Below are 16,932 nucleotides of genomic sequence, written 5' to 3' on the forward strand. Positions count from 1 at the left end.
AATGATAAAATGAGGCATGATTACTCTTTTCTTAGGATGACAAAAAAGAAAGGAACATATTGTTATGACACAAATGAACATAAGTGAAGCATTTAAAAAATCTCTTATATTAAAAGCAGTCGACCATACAAGAATTGGAATCACCATCACGGATCCGTCACTGGAGGATAATCCGATTATTTATGTAAATGACGGATTTACTGAAATGACCGGATATCCTGCCGAAGAGTCCCTCGGAAGGAATTGCCGTTTTTTACAGGGAGAGGATCGGGATAAAGGGGCCATTAAACAATTAAAGCAGGCCATTAACAATAGGTTATCCACCAGTGTCGAGCTGCTGAACTATAAAAAAAATGGAGAGCAGTTTTGGAACGAAATCTACATTGAACCGCTCGAAATGGATGGTAAATCTTATTTTCTCGGTGTACAAAAGGATATAACAAAACAAAAGCATTATGAACAGGACTTAGCTTTGTCCAAACAGCAGGTTTCAAGCTTATCGACTCCGATCGTACCAATTACCGATGATATTGCCATCCTGCCGGTGATTGGGGACCTCTCCTATGACCGTTTCGAAATTATTTCCGATAAGATTGCACAGTCGTATTCGAAAATGCATTACAGCTATTTGATTTTAGATTTATCCGGAATGGAGGATTATGATGATCAGGTGGTGGACAGTATTATAAATCTCTGCAAACTGCTGAAACTGCTTGGAGCGGAGTTGATCATCACCGGAATTCATCCGCGGCTCTCGATATCTTTAACCACCAGAAATATCTCACTGCCACTGATTAAAACGGCAACAAATGTAAAGGAAGTACTGAAGTCATTTAATATAATGGTGTAAACTGAGGCGGGGACAAATCAAAAATTGTGTCTTGAAAGACGAATATTACATTCTTTGAATGAGAAAACAGGTCCATGGCGTAGTCAAAATGCGAAGACTCCTGGTCGATTAAAACCGGCCACGTCCTGTGCGTCGAGGAACAGCACGAGTCTCAAGACGCCACAGGCAGTGTTTTTTCTGCCGAGGAGGCTTGAGCCGTGCCAGCGGAAAGCGAAGCGTTTTGACGGAGCATATGTTGAAAACTCATAATGAACAAACAATCCAGACAGATTCAGTAGAATCATCTGGATTTTGCAATAAATAATATACTTTTATCCCGCCCTTTTATGATTCCATTATAGAACTGATTGAAGCATGTCACATCCTGCATTTGATAATCAAAAATGTCCGGACGAATGTGCCCGGACAATATTCTGAGGATTAACGATCTTTATTTTTCATATCTCCAATATCATTTTGAAGGTCGCCCTTGAGCTTGTCCTTTTTTCCTTCGCGCTGCATCTTTGAATCGCCTTTGGCATTGCCTGTCTGGTCTTTTGCTTCGCCGCGCACTCTGCTGACAGCGCCTTTAATTTTATCACTCCAGCCTTCTTTTCCGGCCATGTGAAATCACCTCATTTGTTAGTATTAACTCCCGTATTCCCTGTTCCGGGCTCATCGCAAACGTTCTTTTTACATATAAGATGCGATTTTATTAAGCAGGTTATCATTTTTAACGAAAACACCGAGGTGGGTCTGTATATATATTTTTGCTTCTGATTCGCCGCCGGGGCTGTAAGTTTCGATTGGTTCCATAACATTATCATCGAGCCGATGGAGTAATTTGAGCACATAAGGATTGAAATCGGTGGCATCCTTCCAGCGCTTACGAAATGTACTTGTGGCACCATGCTCTAAAAACTCCAGAATTGCTTTATCAAACAGCATAAAAGCAGATTGTTCGTCGTATCGCTTCAATAATAGCTTCGCTTCTTTCAACTGTTTTTCTTCAAGAAGCAGAGGAAGGAGCTCATAGCGGACACCTTGATTATCATTTGGATTCAGCTCAAGCATTTCTTTAAATATCTCCGCTGCATCCCCCGGATTTTCCGTGCCGCGCAGAAAGATTCCATAGTCATACATTGCTCTCATAAAAGGGCGGGTATCCACAATACCCCAAAAATCTCCTTTGTTTTTTTTGAAAAAAGCTGATCCTAGAAATTTTCTGCCGGCTGCCACCGCCTGGGAATAAAAATGAGCTACTTCTTTTTCACTTTCTGCTCGTATTGCTTTTAAGATATAATAATCAGGCAGGTCCGGCTCTTTCTTGTGAATTTTATCTATTTTCGCCTGATCATCTGCTAAAAGAGCTTCGTACAAGCTAAGCTGTGCTTGTTCTTTTTTGGTCTTCATCTGTATCGAATTTTTTTCCGTAGGGTTAAACGAATCGATATCTTCCCCACTGTCCACATGCTGCTCAGCAGCTTTGGTCATGTCATACATCATTTTTTCCTGGCTGATGGTTTGCCGATATTGCGACAGCATGATGTCTGTCTCGCTTGCCGGTTTCCTCAAGAAATCATGCGGGAGAGATGCCTTATTGTCGACAATTCTCCGATACATTTTACTGACCGTGTGATTGGAGATATTATATTTTTCAGCAATTTGTTTTTGAGTAAGTCTTGAAAAAATATATTCAAGCGCTGCTGCATAGGATGCAGGGTTTTTAATGAGTGGTGCATTATCATAGCAGAACCTTTCCCAGACTGCCCTTGTTTCCTCCATTTTTTTACTGGATGGGTTGGCCTTCTCGAGAAATAGCTCGAAAACCTCTTCTTCTGCTGGTGATAATCCGGGGGCCTCTCCAGCAGAACGTTCATAACTATTAATGATAGGCACCAGCTCTTGAAATACGAGTGGGAGATTTTCATTAAATAGATCTTCTGGTTTCACCGAATGTTTATCTGCTAGTCGTTTGACGGCCAGCTGGATTCCGTCCGCGCAGTCTTTTTCAATAATAAAGCCTCCGAAAAACAAATAATTCTTGTCTTTTACCGGTAAGAGATGTCCTAATATCAGGAGCTCTTCTGGAAGAGTCTTATAAAAAGGGGATAGCTCTATATGGTAGTTTTCTGCTGTCCATAGATCTATAACCTCGGCCCGCCCCTCTTTCGTTTGGGTAACCATGTATACGGAAGCCGGCGATTCACGCCAGCCCTGAAATAATCTTGTCATACGCGGGTGATTCTTTATTTGTGAAATACTTTCGCTTAGATGCTCAGCCTCAGGAGAAGTTCCGAACAACAGGTCAGCCGCGGATAAGTTTTCTAAGGAAAACGTGTATTCTTCCGGCAGACTTGGATAATGATAATATTTCTGATAAAAAGAATTCAAAAGTTCTAACTCGCCCTCGACTGCAAATTGCCTTAGGTATTCCTGAACCTCTAATATTTCTCCCTCGCTGTATACAGGCAGAGAGCTTATCTTGCCGCAGCACTTCTTATATTTTTTTCCACTTCCGCAAGGGCAGGGGTCGTTTCGGCCTGTTGTCATGACTACGCCTCCTTTTCAAGTTAGTGTACCACGAGAAAGTGACTATTATTGAGTGCGAATTGGTAATACGCATTTTTAAAAGTTGAACTATTCAGCTGCTCTTTTTCCAAAGATTGGCGGACATGAGGTTCGCTAATTGCCTAAATAGCAGGGAATTCAGCTTGCTTTTTGGCCGATTACGGAACCCAGGTCCGGCAAAATCTTAAAACAAGGCTTTTAGGAGCAAATAGCGGAATCAGTGGCCTGAGAACCGGCTGTGTCTGCCCGCCAGACTTTTTCCTTAGAAGCCCAATTGCTGTATATATGATATCATGAATGAAAAAGGATTTTGGGGAGGAAAAGTGGGATGCCAACAATTTTGTCTTATGTCGAACCACCAGAAGATGTACTTTCAATGATGAAGGAAACGTGTGAAGTTATTGTCGAACGCCCAAAACATAAAGAGGCTTTTGAAGAGGCCCTTCAAAAAGCAGACGGGCTGTATGGCTCTGGTTTACAGGTCAATGCAGAGCTGCTTCAAAAAGCACCGCAATTGAAAGTTGTGAGTAATGTTTCTGTAGGTTACGACAATCTAAACATAGAAGATATTTACAAACAAGGAGTAATAGCGACACACACACCAACGGTATTAATTGATACGATGGCAGATACGATGATGGGATTAATGCTGGCAACCGCCAGAAGAATGCCGGAAATGGACAGGCTGGTGAGAGAAGGGAAGTGGGTGAAACCTACCAGCCCGGAATGGTTCGGCGTCAACGTCAGCCGCAAAAAGCTCGGAATTATCGGAATGGGGCGAATTGGTGAAGAAGTGGCACGCCGGGCAGGAATCGGCTTTCATATGGACGTCGTATATTACAACCGGAGGCAGCGCCCGGATGCAGAAGAACGCTGTGGTGCTTCCTACGCCGAGTTAGATGATCTTCTGAAAACGTGTGATTTTGTCATGGTTCTGACACCGCTCACTGAGCAGACGAAGCATCTTATCGGGGCGCGCGAGTTCGAATTAATGAAGAAGGATGCTATTTTCCTAAACGGAGGCCGCGGACCGGTAGTCGTTGAAAATGATTTAGTAAAAGCACTGCAAAAAGGGGATATCCTGGCTGCTGGGCTTGATGTGTTTGATAGGGAGCCGCTTGGGGAAAAAAGCCCGTTCCAAGAGCTGGATAATGTTGTGACTCTCCCGCATATCGGCACAGCCACCCACGAAACCCGCCATGCAATGTTTGTAGATGCGGCAGAGCAATGCGTTGACGGCGTTCACGGACGCACGCCGGCACATGTTATTCCGGGGTAAGAACGCACTTATGTTAAATGACGAGATCAGGCACCTTCAAGGCGGAGGTGCCTTTTCCAATTAAAAACCCCTGTGCAACATCACAACGATGCTCACTCAGCCAGTCCCACTGTTCCTCTGTTTCCACCCCTTCAGCAACTACCATCATGTCAAGATCATGGGCAAGGGAAATAATAGCTTTTGTTATAGATGCTTTCTCTATATTAGAGGTGAGATTTTTAATGAATGACCGGTCGATTTTAACGACGTCAAGTGGCAGCTCCTCCATATAATATATAGAGGAATACCCTGTTCCAAAATCATCAAGCGACAACTGAAAGCCATATTTTTTCCACTTTTTCAGGATAGGTATAACGTCAATTAAATTTTCCCCTGCGGTTGATTCCGTTAATTCAATTGTAATTAACGACGGGTTTATTTGGTAGCGGTCGACTATCTTTACAACTTCGTCCGCAAAATCATCACGCTGGAACTGGCGGAAGGAAACGTTGACACCTACAGACCAAACCTCCTCCCCGTTATCTATTCTGTTCTTTAGAGTCCTGCAAGTTTCTTCAAGCACCCAGCGGCCGACCGGGTGAATCAAACTGGAATTTTCTGCTGCTGGAATGAAATCCACAGGTGACACTGGCCCCCATTCTGGATGGTCCCAGCGCAGGAGCGCTTCAAACCCAAAAGGCTGGAGACCATCCATGGCAATCTGCGGCTGATAAATGAGATGAAGCCTTTGCTGCGCCAGGGCAGTACGTAAATCTTTTTGCATTTTAATGCTTCGCCACACTTTGTTTGCCACGAATTCATTATACATTTGAAAAGAAGAACCAGCTTTTTCTTTGGCATGATCCAGAGCGAGGGCAGATTGCTGCAAAAGCTGTTCAACATCGTAGAGCCTTTCTGGAAGATAGTCGCTTCCGCCAATACTGCACTCTAAAAATATTGTTTCCTGCCCGATGGAAAAGGAATCTCGAAATAAGGCAATAATTTCGCGCGGGAAATTGTTTATATTTTCGCCAGGCTGAAGTTTTTGTAAAAAAGCGAACTCATCCCCATTCATTCGAAAAACGAGCGTTTGTTTATTTTCAAGCCTGCGAAGACGATTGACATATTCAGTCAATACAATATCCCCTGCGCTGCGGCTGAAATATTGATTTATTTGCTTGAATTCGTCGATATTGATGATATATAAACGGAAAGACTTCTCTGCTTCTATCCATTCGGCCGCTTTTCTGCGGAGACTATGACGGTTTTGAACGCCAGTTAAATCATCGTAAAAGGTTTTGGTATACAATTTTTGCTGGAGTGTGAAGCGCTGGTATAAAGTAATACCATAAAGAATAAGAAGTGCATCAAAAAAGAGAATGCCCAGCCATTCCATCGCTTCATAAAATAAGAGAAAGCTGAGTACCGCACTTGGAAGCAGGAGAGCTCCACGTACGGTCGTTATAAATAAAGAATCTATAGAAGGTCGGTTATGTAAAATAAAAAATTGATAGCCAGCCATAAGTGTACTTGCAGTCACTGCGGCTGCCCATACATAAAAAGCAACAATTAATAAGAGTTCAGCATTGTACACACCTGTCTCATAAACACCTGCAGAATCAAGAAGGAAATGAAGTACGAAGCCGGTTATTGCATAAATGAACGATTGCAATAAAATTTCGTCAAAAAGCACGGAGTGGAAAAAATAAAATAAAAGTAAAAGGAAGGTACCTGCTGATAAAATGAAAAAAGCGCTGGGAAGGTCCATTAAAAGTATCGCACTGTAAAAAATAATCGGAGATAACGCAGAGTATATCTTATAATCCATCGCCAGAGGACTTCCCGCCAGCCCAACAAGTACATATGATAAAATAAGCCACCATTTCAGATCCCCGCTGGCGGTGCTGCCAAAGGAAGAAAAAGTGCCGTACAAAAGCAAAACAATCGTCAGCAGGGTGAATAAAATCACGAGCTGGCTTTTCAAACGGCCATTTTGCTTCATTTCATGCAATGGCTGACGGATCATGCTCCTCTCTTTCATTCCGCATTCCTCCTTTGCTAGTCTATTAGTACTATTATAGCTCAATAATTCGAGTAATAAAATAGTAGACTGTCGAAGAATTGCGTTGTATTGGTGTACATGGCGTTAAAGGAATGAATAAAGAACGTCCAATGATTGTGGGATTATGAGGGGGGCCTGGCCCCGTTTTTACAACGGGGCCAGGCCGGGTATTATTGGTTACGGGCGGCTTTCGCCAGCTTCTTAAAATGGGGGTGCATCACTGCATACAGCTCCCGGAACGTTTCATAATACGCTTCATATTCCTCATGAGCCTGCATGTTAGTACAAATGACTTCCTTCATTGGGACTGAATCAGCGATCGCTTCCAATGAGGAAACGGCTCCAACGGATTTAAGTGCATACCAGGCGGCGCCCCAGGCGGAGCTCTGATGACTGAGTGGCACGTGGATATCCTTGCCGAAAATGTCAGCCAGCATCTGCAGCCATAAAGAAGAACGGGCAAAGCCGCCGCTCGCGTAAACCTGTTGAGATTCTCCGCCGAGCCGGTTCACAGTATTAAATATTTGATACAGGTTAAAAATTACCCCCTCCATCCCGGCTCGGACAAGGTGCGGGCGCTTATGTATCATCGAGAGGCCAACATACGAGCCGCGTGCATCCGCATCCCAGTAGGGCGCGCGTTCACCATTCAAATAGGGAAGAAATAAGAGACCTTCTGCACCAGGGCGAATCGCAGCGGCTTCCTTCGTCAGTGCCTCAAGGTCAAGGGAAGCAGCGTTCACTTCATCGTGCTCGTGTTGAAATAATTCTTTGAGCCATTGAAGCACCACTGCTCCATTATTAGTCGGGCCACCCATTACCCAGAGGTTTTTATCGACGGCATAGCAGAAAATTTCTTTTTTATCATCGGTCACAGGCTCCGTAGTCATCTGGCGGATGGCCCCGCTCGTTCCCACGGTCAGCGCTGAAGCCCCAGGCTGGATTGCCCCGATGCCAAGGTTTGCCAGAGGCCCGTCACTGCCGCCTATCACAATGGGAAGTGACGGGGAAATACCCATCCGTTCAGCAGCAGCCTTGTCAATACTGTTTAACTGATATTCCGGGGGCACCGGACGTGAGAGCTTGTCTCTTGAAATCCCCGCTAGACGAAGAGCGTCCTCATGCCAATCAAGGCTGAAAATATTAAAAAATCCATTAGAGGAAGCAACTGAATAATCTACAACAGACTCTCCGGACCAGTGCCACAGTAAATATTCCTTCATGGAGAAAAAGTAGCTCGCATTAACATACGGTTCATACTGAACTCTTTTCATCCAGGCAAGCTTCAGAATTGGAGACATAGGATGGAGAGGGGTGCCGGTTTCTAAATATATCTTATCTGTCCCGTCTTTTTTCCATTCATCTGCAATCTCGCTGCTGCGTCCGTCCGCCCATGTGAGAAGTGGGGAAAGTGCAAAACCTTCTCCATCACAGCAAATAAGAGAATGCATCGCGGTGGACAAGCCCATCGCATGAAGCTCGTCGGCCGCGATCCCGCTGGAGTTGATGACTGCCTTAACTGCGGTTTCTGTCTGGACACGGATATTTTCCGGATCCTGCTCGCTCCGGCCCGGACGGGGGTGCATCGTCGGGAAGCCGCGCTCCACTTCAGCGACTACCTTTCCATCGATCGAAAAAATAACGGCTTTTGCACTTGTAGTACCTATATCAAGACCTAATACATACTTTTTTTGCATGGTTAAACCTCTTTCTTTTCTTCCTTACACACGCTTTCGTGATATGGCCTGGCGCATGTTTTGAAGAGATGTAGTCATAAGCTGCTGGCGTTTTTTCGCCACGTTTACAAACAGCGCGTCAATGATGCTCAGCTGAGCCAGCCGGGAAGCCAGTGCCTCAGATCGGAACTCTGTTTCTTGAGAAACGGTATATAAAGGAATATCAACTTTCTCACTGAGCGGTGATTTAGCAAGTGTCGTAATTCCAATTGTTTTTGTGCCTTTTTCTTTGACGAGATCAAGAATTTCAAGCATATCCCGGTTAGAGCCGGAGTGGGAAATGAGTACGGCAACGTCCTTTTCTGTAAGCTGGGATGCGGACATGATTTGAAAATGTGAATCCTGGTATGCATAGGTAGTCAGGCCTGTGCGCATAAATTTGTGGTGGGCATCCATCGCAATAATCCCGGAGCCGCCGTTGCCATAAAATTCAATCCGGCCGGCTTCAAGTAAAGCGCTTACAGCGCACTGGAAATGCTCCTGCTGAAAAACCTGAAGCGTATCCTCAAGTGTCCGGATATTTGATTTAAAAACTTTTTCTGCGATGTCTCTTTCATCATCATCCTCCTGAATCGTTTCGTGAATGTCTTTAATAGGAGAAACAATCTCAGAGGCGAGGGCAATTTTCATCGCCTGATATCCTTTAAATCCAAGTCTTTTGCAAAAACGAAAGACTGTAGCTTCTGCAACACCTAAATCATCTGCAACTTGACTGATGGAAGAATGAACTATTTCCTGAGGCTGTTCCATAATATAATCAGCAATCCGTTTTTCTTTTTCGCTGAACAAAGAGTAGGACGACTTAATTCTCGGCAAGCAGTGTTTTGTCATAGGCTTCCTCCTGCGTCATGTAATGGCTTACTTTATAGTATAGCGAATTATAACCAATAAAAAAATATTTTTCACAAAAAAGGGTTGTAAAAGAAATTTTTTATTATATAATTAAGTCAAAGAAAATTAATTTCACAAAACATAAAATAAACGAAATAAGCTTTCGTCTGGGAGAGTATTGAAAGGAGCCGCTATTTATGAGACTAGGAATGATCGGCCTTGGAAAAATGGGTTTTCAATTAACGGAAAATTTACTGGAGAAGCAGCATGAAGTGGTGGCCAATGACACGAATCAGGAGCAGCTGGAAGCCATTGCAGAAAAAGGCGCAGAAAAAGCGGAAACCTTGGAAGCGCTTGTAGAAAAGCTAAATAAGCCCAGAACCGTATGGGTGATGGTGCCGGCGGGAGAGATCACAGACAAAGTAATTAATCAGCTGGGTGAATTACTCGATAAAGGCGACACAATCATTGATGGAGGCAACTCTAACTACAAACAGACGTTGGCAAGAGGCGAGTCCTTACAAGAAAAAGGAATCGACCTCGTTGATTCCGGAACAAGCGGCGGTGTCAGCGGTGCCAGAAACGGTGCGTGTCTGATGGTTGGCGGCAGAGAAGAAACCGTTCGTTCTATCGAAAGCATTTTTGAGGATGTGACCGTTGAAAACGGCTATTTGTATACTGGAAATCCGGGCAGCGGACACTTTTTGAAAATGATTCACAACGGCATTGAGTACGGCATGATGCAGGCGATTGCCGAAGGGTTTGACATTTTGGAGAAAAGCCCATTTGATTATGATTATGAAGCAGTCGCCCGCGTATTCAACAATGGCTCAGTAGTGCGCTCCTGGTTGATGGAGCTGACAGAGAGTGCCTTCAGCAAAGATGCAAGACTTGACGGCATCCGTGGAGTTATGAATTCTTCCGGTGAAGGAAAGTGGACCGTAGAATCAGCCCTTGATTTTGAAACGGCTGCTCCAGTTATCGCGTTATCCTTGATGATGCGCTACCGTTCCCAGGAAGATGACACGTTTACCGGCAAGGTGGTCGCTGCGCTCCGCAACGAATTTGGCGGGCATGATGTAGTAAAGTCTTAACCTGACATAGTTTGAAAGGCCGGCACCTTACCGGCCTTCATTATAAAAACAATATTAATATGGGGGAGAATAAGAAATGGCTAAGAAATTAATAGGTTTACTTATGGCAGCAATGCTGGTATTCGTTCTCGCTGCTTGCGGCGGCGGAGACGACAGTGAAGAAGAAAATGGCGGCGAAAATGACAGCGCTTCCGGATCTGGTGAAGAAGAAGGCGGCGAAGCAGAAAACAGCGGCGATGCCAAAACGATCCGCGCCGGAATTGGTCTAAATAATGAGCATCCACAATATATGGGTCTTGAGCGTTTTAAAGAGATTGTTGAAGAAGAAAGCGGCGGAAGCCTTGAAGTAGAGCTCTACCACAGCGGTCAGCTTGGTGACGACCGTTCGATGATGGAATCACTTCAGCTCGGCTCTCAGGAAGTCACTGTGCCTTCCACAGCTCCAATTGCAAACTTCGTACCTGAATATACAGTGTTTGATTTCCCTTTCCTATTTCCAACAGAGGAAGTAGCAGACGAAGTACTTGACGGGGAAGTTGGCACAAAGTTTCTTGACATGCTTGAGGATCAGCAAATGGTCGGCCTGGCATATTGGGAAAATGGATTCCGTGATCTTTCAAATAGTGACAGGGAAGTAGCAACTGCTGAAGATATGAAGGGACTCTCTATCCGTACGATGGAAAATGACCTTCACATTGATGCTTTCCGTGAGCTTGGCGCCAACCCTACCCCGATGGCATTTACTGAGCTGTTTACAGCTCTGCAGCAGGGAACGGTTGACGGCCAGGAAAACCCAATGTCTACGATTTATCTTGAAGGGTTTGCTGAAGTTCAGGATTACGTTTCTACAACACGCCACGTATACAGCCCGTTCGTATTTATGATGAGCAAACAGTTCTATGATGGACTTTCCGGCGAAGAGCAGACGATTGTAGAAGAAGCAGCAATCGAAGCTGGAGAATATCAGCGGGAAGAAAACCGTTCAGCAAATGAAGAATATGTTCAGGGACTTGAAGATGAGGGTGTTACAATTACCGAGGTATCAGAGGAAGATCGTGAAGAAATGGCAGAAATCGTTCAACCTGTCATTGACGAATATGCATCTGAAATCGGTGAAGACACCGTACAGGAAGTGTATGACGCAGTAGAAGCTGCCCAGGAGTAGTTTATGAGGAGGGCGGGGCCGGTCCAGAGCATTAAGCTGCTCCGGCCGGTCCTGCTTTTTCTATATAACCGTGGTGCAATTATAGAAAGGACGGATGAGCAGTGAAAAAAGAAATTATTATCCAAATCAGTGAAAATCAAACAATTACGGAGCTCAGTCAATTACTGCACCCCTATCAAGCAGAAATTTACCTGGAAAAGAAGGATGGCTCCCATATTATAGAAGTGAATTTAAAAAGCTTTCTCGGCTTAATTACGATGAGACTTCAAAACGGCGATAGAGTCAATGTACGCACCGAAGGAAAAGATGCAGAAAATGCACTTGAAGCGGTTGTGGAATATCTAACATAATGTCGAAGCCTGTAAAAAAGAAGATTGACCTACTATGAAACATGTATTATTATGATTTATAGTAAATAACAAAACTTGATTTTATAATGTAAAACAAAAATTGTTTTATGTAGTATTGCAGATAAGAAATTAGTATTTTTTCCAATTATGTAAGCGGTTCAATGAATGTAAGGTGGTGAGGAGAAATGAAAGCAGTTAAATACCTCGATGATCATTTAGAAGAAGTTCTGCTGGTTTTATTTACTCTGGTCATGGTTGTTGTCATTTCCCTGCAGGTATTTATGAGGTACGTGCTCGGCAGTTCATTATCCTGGTCAGAGGAGCTTGCACGTTATTGCTTTATTTGGCTTGTCTATATCGGCATCAGCTATGGTGTAAAAAAACAAAGACACATAAAAGTAGATGTGCTGCTTGTGCTTTTGAAAGAACGCGGCAAAATTATTCTCGGCTTAATTGCTAATTTATTATTTCTTGGCTTTGCCATTTTTGTTATTTTTGTCGGGTACGGCGTCGTAGAACAACAGATGGGATTCGGACAAACGTCACCGTCACTCAAGGTACCGATGAGTCTTGTATATGCGGCAACGCCGGTCGGCATGGCATTAACCTCTTTCCGGATTATTCAGCAGATGATCAAGCAGGTTCTTGCATTAATGGGTAAAAGAGAGTTCAAAGTAAAAACAGAAATGGATGAGGTTCTCGAATCCGGGGAAGTTCAGGAAAATCTTAAAGCCAGCGGTGTAGAGGTAAAATCAAAATAAGCTGGCAGGCTGAGAGGAGGAAGTTGGATTATGACTGCTGCAGTATTATTCGGAAGCTTTGCATTTTTTCTATTACTTAGTGTTCCCATCGGTATCGCGCTTGGTCTGGCAACACTTTTTTCCATTGTTTACTCTGGCTCCCTGCCGGTTGAATTTCTGGCGCAGGGGCTCGTTACTTCCGTAGATTCATTCCCGCTGATGGCTGTTCCGTTTTTTATTCTCGCGGGGGAAATCATGGGAAAAGGCGGAGTATCAGACCGGTTATTCCGGGTTGCAAATGCCATTGTCGGTAATAAAACCGGCGGATTTGCGATCGCAACGATCATTACTTGTATGTTTTTTGCGGCTATTTCGGGCTCTGCACCGGCAACGGTTGCAGCAATCGGGGGCATTATGATACCGGCGATGGTGCGACAGGGCTATGATAAGCGGTTTGCTACAGCTACCGTGGCAGCTGCAGGTTCACTCGGGGTTATCATTCCGCCGAGTATTCCGATGGTTATTTATGGTGTAACAGGAAGTACTTCCATTGGAGATCTATTTATCGCAGGTATCGTCCCAGGTATTATCGTGGCACTTGGACTTATTGCTTACGCGTATATTCATTCTAAGAAAAATGGCTACAAAGGAATGAATGAAAAAACAACCTTAAAAGGAATCGGTAAAGCACTGTGGGAAGCAAAATGGGCCATGCTCATCCCGGTTATCATTCTCGGTGGTATTTACGGCGGTATTTTCACGCCGACGGAAGCTGCGGTCATTGCGGTAGTGTACGGTTTGTTTGCCGGAGTGATCTTTTACAAAGAGCTTAAAATCAGAGATCTGCCAAAGGTATTCGGAGATGCAGCGCTTACTACAGCCACTGTGCTTATCATTGTCGGTACTGCTACGGCATTCGGAAGACTCCTGACGATCGAACAAATTCCGAATCAGGTCGCAAGCTTTATGATCTCTATTTCGGAAAATCCGATCGTCATTATCTTGCTGATTACAGTGCTGCTGCTGATCGTTGGCTGCTTCATGGACACGCTGGCGGCTATTATTATTCTGACGCCAATTCTGCTTCCGATCGCAACCCAGCTTGGCTATGATCCGATTCACTTTGGTATTATCATGATTGTCAACCTTGCTATTGGGTTTATCACTCCGCCGCTGGGTGTAAATCTATTTGTCGGGTCAGGTATCTCAGGGTTATCGATAGAAGCACTGTCTAAAGCGGTGATTCCTTATTTCATCGCGATGTTAATTACGTTGTTTATTATTATCTTTTTACCACAGATCTCTCTGTACCTGCTCGAATTTAAACAATAAGAAGCAGTGTGCGTCCTAAACGGTGTGACCAACTTATTGATACAGCACTTCCTGGGGGCTGTATCAAAAGTCTTTTCAAAAAATTTTAGTCCTCACTTTGGTGGTTAAAATCACACCAAAACAAGTTATCCCGTACCACTTTTATAGTGATACGGGATTATTTTTGGGATGAAGTTAATAGATTATCTTCTTTCGATACAGTTTATTTTTAATGATTAGAAAGTTTTTGTTGATTTCATCCCTGCAGGCGGACGCTTTCCGCGGGGCTTGTCTTCAACTAATTCTGTCTCAGCAAAGCTTCGCCAGAATGGATTTTCAGACTGCGCTGATCCCAACGGAGTCGCCGCCTTCTGTTCTTTTGAATTAAGTCATTTGCGTAGTCAAAATGCGAGACTCCTGGTCGATGAAAACCGCCACGTTCTTGGGCTGGTGCGGACAGGAGAGCCGTACTTTGATTTAAAACCTCTCTTTTTCGGCCAATAGCGGCACGAGTGTCCGGAGAACCTGTCCTGGCTGCCCGGAATACTTTTTCGCTAAGAAACCGCACGCTGCGGGCAGGAGGAAGCTTTCCACGAAAAGCGTTTCAACTGCCAAATGAGTCCAATGGAGTACAAATGTTGATCACAACAAAGAGGGGCTGTATCAAAAGCCCCTTTTTATAGAAAAAGTAGTATCCTAAATAGAAGATAGCAGGGGACAAGTCCGAAGACTCCTGTGGGAAGAGCAGCGGCTGAAGATCCGCCGGGCGCGGGTTTCGCCCGGTTAGCTGAAGCGCTGCCCACGGAAAGTGAAGGACTTGTCCAATGCTTTTTTACCATGCAAAAAGGGGCGAGTATCAATTATGATACAGCCCCTTGCTCTTACAACAATAGAATCTATGATTTCTGCTCAGCCATCGCTTTCTTACCAGCTTCAAGCACTTCGATAATTCGATCCGTGTCATACACACTTCCACGCCATGTGCCGCCGCTTACTTCCTGCAGCGCCGCCCACAGCCGAGTATCGTCAGGAAGGTCGTCATCGGGTGCCATCGCGGAATGGCTGCTTCGTCTCATTAGTTCAAGTTTTCCCTCTTCAGGAGATAGTTCATTTTCCTTCGTTCCGACAAAATGGATATGTCCCTCCAGCGCTCGTGTGTCCACACGTACATCAACAACATCCCCATCCTGAAGCTTTCCAATCGGTCCGCCTGCCAGACCCTCTGGTCCTATATGACCGAAGCAGGCTCCCGTAGAAACACCGGAAAATCTAGCATCGGTTAAAAGGGTTACATATTTTCCGTACGATAGGTGCTTCAATGCGGAGGTGAGCTGATATGTCTCCTCCATTCCCGTGCCTAACGGGCCGCGGCCGGTCACTGCCATTATGTCACCCTTTTTAATCGTGCCATCCTTAATGGCGCGTATTGCCGCTCTTTCTGTCGTAAAGACCTTCACGTTCCCACGGTGGTGATAGATTCCATTTTCATCAAGCACAGAAGGGTCGATGGAGGTAGATTTTATCACCGCTCCTTCCGGGGCTAAATTGCCGATTGGAAACGTCACCGTAGACGTTAAGCCGCGTTCAGCTGCCCGTTCCGGTGTCATAATGACTTCATCCGCGTCTACATTATCTTCCTCGAGAAGCCGCTGCTTCATCATCTTTCTGCGATCAGAGGCTTCCCACCAATCCAGTACCTCACCTAATGTCTGTCCGGTTACTGTCTTCACTGATTCATCCAGCAGATTTAAATGCCTGATCCGCAGCATAACCTCAGGTACACCGCCTGCTAAATAAACCTGGACCGTCGGGTGGTGAACCGGCCCATTTGGAAGGACACTGACAAGACGGGGCACAGTTTTATTGATTTCGCTCCAATCCTCTACGGATGGAATGGAAAGGCGTGCTGCATGGGCAATCGCTGGAATATGAAGCAATAGATTGGTAGATCCGCCGAAGGCGGCGTGAATAATCATGGCGTTGCGGACTGCTCCGTCAGTTAATATATCCTTCGTCGTTGTTCCCTCTTCCTCCAGCTTCATCGCAGCGCGGGCAGACTGTCTTGCCATGTCTTTCCAGATTTCCTGGCCGGATGGAGCAAGAGCGGAATGAGGAACAGACAGTCCCATCGCTTCTCCTACGACCTGAGCAGTCGCAGCCGTTCCGAGGAACTGACAGCCGCCGCCCGGAGTAGCACAGGCGCGGCAGCCGAGCTCCGCAGCTTCTTCCATAGTCAATTCATCGTTGGAATAGCGTGCTCCGATAGTTTGTACCTTTCCGGCATCTTCGCCTCTGGCCGGCGGCAGAGTGACACCGCCCGGAACGACAACCGTCGGGAGATTGTGCATAGAAGCAAGTGCGATCATCATTGCAGGAAGTCCTTTATCACACGTCGCAATTCCGACGACTGCCTTTCTTGTCGGCAGTGAGCGGATCAGGCGCCGGTACACCATCGCTGCATCATTTCGATACGGAAAGGAATCAAACATTCCAGTTGTTCCCTGCGAACGGCCGTCACACGGATCACTAACATAACCTGCGAACGGAATCCCGCCGAAATGACTGATTTCCTCCGCAGCCTCTTTCATTAGTAAGCCGACTTCCCAATGGCCGGTATGATATCCGAGTGCAATCGGTTCGCCATCTTCTCCTCTCATGCCGCCCTGTGTGCTTAATAGGAGAACCTGTTTTCCATTCAGCTTGCCGGGCTCCCAGCCCATTCCTACATTTTGGGAAAGACCGAACAGATTTCCGCTCGGAGAATTCTTGAGCATATTGCTGTCAAGGGGGAGTGAGCCCTCCGGACCCTCTGCTTTTGTCTGTATGTCATAGGCCCATTTATGAAGGGGCTCCATTAATTCTTTCAATGAAGAATACATAATAACCTCCTAAAATTAATTGTAAAAAGATTAATTGGAAAAGATTGATTTTAAAAGCGGTTTCATATAAAATACAAATTAATAGTAATAGGAAATTTAATTTTTG

13 protein-coding genes are annotated in these 16,932 nt (G+C 45.0%); 7 read left to right on the forward strand and 6 right to left on the reverse strand.

The genetic code is table 11. The features are described 5' to 3' along the window. The first annotated feature begins 64 nt into the window (after positions 1 to 64). On the forward strand, positions 65 to 850 hold the full coding sequence (ytvA, locus tag ACE4RR_RS10585; RefSeq protein WP_375535393.1) for a YtvA family blue-light photoreceptor: 786 nt from the start codon (positions 65 to 67) through the stop codon (positions 848 to 850). A 420-nt stretch (positions 851 to 1,270) separates the two neighbouring features. Here ytvA and ACE4RR_RS10590 read toward each other — a convergent pair whose 3' ends face one another. Further along, positions 1,271 to 1,453, reverse strand: coding sequence for a CsbD family protein (locus tag ACE4RR_RS10590; protein ID WP_375535394.1), 183 nt, complete (start codon positions 1,451 to 1,453; stop codon positions 1,271 to 1,273). A 69-nt stretch (positions 1,454 to 1,522) separates the two neighbouring features. Then, a complete protein-coding gene (locus ACE4RR_RS10595) occupies positions 1,523 to 3,382 on the reverse strand; it encodes an SEC-C metal-binding domain-containing protein (RefSeq protein ID WP_375535395.1) in 1,860 nt (619 codons plus the stop codon). A gap of 346 nt (positions 3,383 to 3,728) precedes the next feature. On the opposite strand from ACE4RR_RS10595, the gene ACE4RR_RS10600 reads away from it, so the two are divergent. Further along, positions 3,729 to 4,679 (forward strand): 2-hydroxyacid dehydrogenase, encoded by a 951-nt coding sequence (locus ACE4RR_RS10600; protein WP_375535396.1) that lies wholly within the window; start codon positions 3,729 to 3,731, stop codon positions 4,677 to 4,679. 13 nt (positions 4,680 to 4,692) lie between these two features. Here the strand turns inward: ACE4RR_RS10600 and ACE4RR_RS10605 are convergent, their stop codons facing one another. The 3 genes from ACE4RR_RS10605 to ACE4RR_RS10615 all read right to left on the reverse strand — a co-directional run bounded on the left by ACE4RR_RS10605 (position 4,693) and on the right by ACE4RR_RS10615 (position 9,287). Then, a complete protein-coding gene (locus tag ACE4RR_RS10605) occupies positions 4,693 to 6,699 on the reverse strand; it encodes a putative bifunctional diguanylate cyclase/phosphodiesterase (RefSeq protein WP_375535397.1) in 2,007 nt (668 codons plus the stop codon). Between the two features lie 191 nt (positions 6,700 to 6,890). Continuing rightward, positions 6,891 to 8,417, reverse strand: coding sequence for a gluconokinase (locus ACE4RR_RS10610; protein WP_375535398.1), 1,527 nt, complete (start codon positions 8,415 to 8,417; stop codon positions 6,891 to 6,893). A 24-nt stretch (positions 8,418 to 8,441) separates the two neighbouring features. Beyond that, positions 8,442 to 9,287, reverse strand: a complete 846-nt coding sequence (locus tag ACE4RR_RS10615; RefSeq protein ID WP_375535399.1) for a MurR/RpiR family transcriptional regulator — start codon at positions 9,285 to 9,287, stop codon at positions 8,442 to 8,444. A gap of 197 nt (positions 9,288 to 9,484) precedes the next feature. Here ACE4RR_RS10615 and gnd point away from each other — a divergent pair, with 197 nt between their 5' ends. The 5 genes from gnd to ACE4RR_RS10640 all read left to right on the forward strand — a co-directional run bounded on the left by gnd (position 9,485) and on the right by ACE4RR_RS10640 (position 13,968). Continuing rightward, entirely contained in the window at positions 9,485 to 10,381 is an 897-nt protein-coding gene (gene gnd / locus ACE4RR_RS10620; RefSeq protein ID WP_375535400.1) for a phosphogluconate dehydrogenase (NAD(+)-dependent, decarboxylating), read from the forward strand. Between the two features lie 76 nt (positions 10,382 to 10,457). Beyond that, positions 10,458 to 11,546 carry a TRAP transporter substrate-binding protein gene (locus ACE4RR_RS10625; RefSeq protein ID WP_375535401.1) on the forward strand — a complete coding sequence of 363 codons (1,089 nt, stop codon included), beginning with the start codon at positions 10,458 to 10,460 and terminating at the stop codon, positions 11,544 to 11,546. Between the two features lie 101 nt (positions 11,547 to 11,647). Continuing rightward, positions 11,648 to 11,896: an HPr family phosphocarrier protein gene (locus tag ACE4RR_RS10630; protein WP_375535402.1), complete on the forward strand. Its 249-nt coding sequence runs from the start codon at positions 11,648 to 11,650 to the stop codon at positions 11,894 to 11,896. Positions 11,897 to 12,081: 185 nt separating this feature from the next. After that, entirely contained in the window at positions 12,082 to 12,657 is a 576-nt protein-coding gene (locus tag ACE4RR_RS10635; RefSeq protein WP_375535403.1) for a TRAP transporter small permease, read from the forward strand. A gap of 30 nt (positions 12,658 to 12,687) precedes the next feature. Beyond that, a complete protein-coding gene (locus ACE4RR_RS10640; protein ID WP_375535404.1) occupies positions 12,688 to 13,968 on the forward strand; it encodes a TRAP transporter large permease in 1,281 nt (426 codons plus the stop codon). Between the two features lie 875 nt (positions 13,969 to 14,843). On the opposite strand, the gene ACE4RR_RS10645 is transcribed toward ACE4RR_RS10640, so the two are convergent. After that, positions 14,844 to 16,826, reverse strand: a complete 1,983-nt coding sequence (locus ACE4RR_RS10645; protein ID WP_375535405.1) for a YjhG/YagF family D-xylonate dehydratase — start codon at positions 16,824 to 16,826, stop codon at positions 14,844 to 14,846. Positions 16,827 to 16,932 lie beyond the last annotated feature (106 nt).

This window comes from Alteribacillus sp. HJP-4, assembly GCF_042139015.1.
GTDB lineage: Bacteria > Bacillota > Bacilli > Bacillales > Marinococcaceae > JBHIKY01.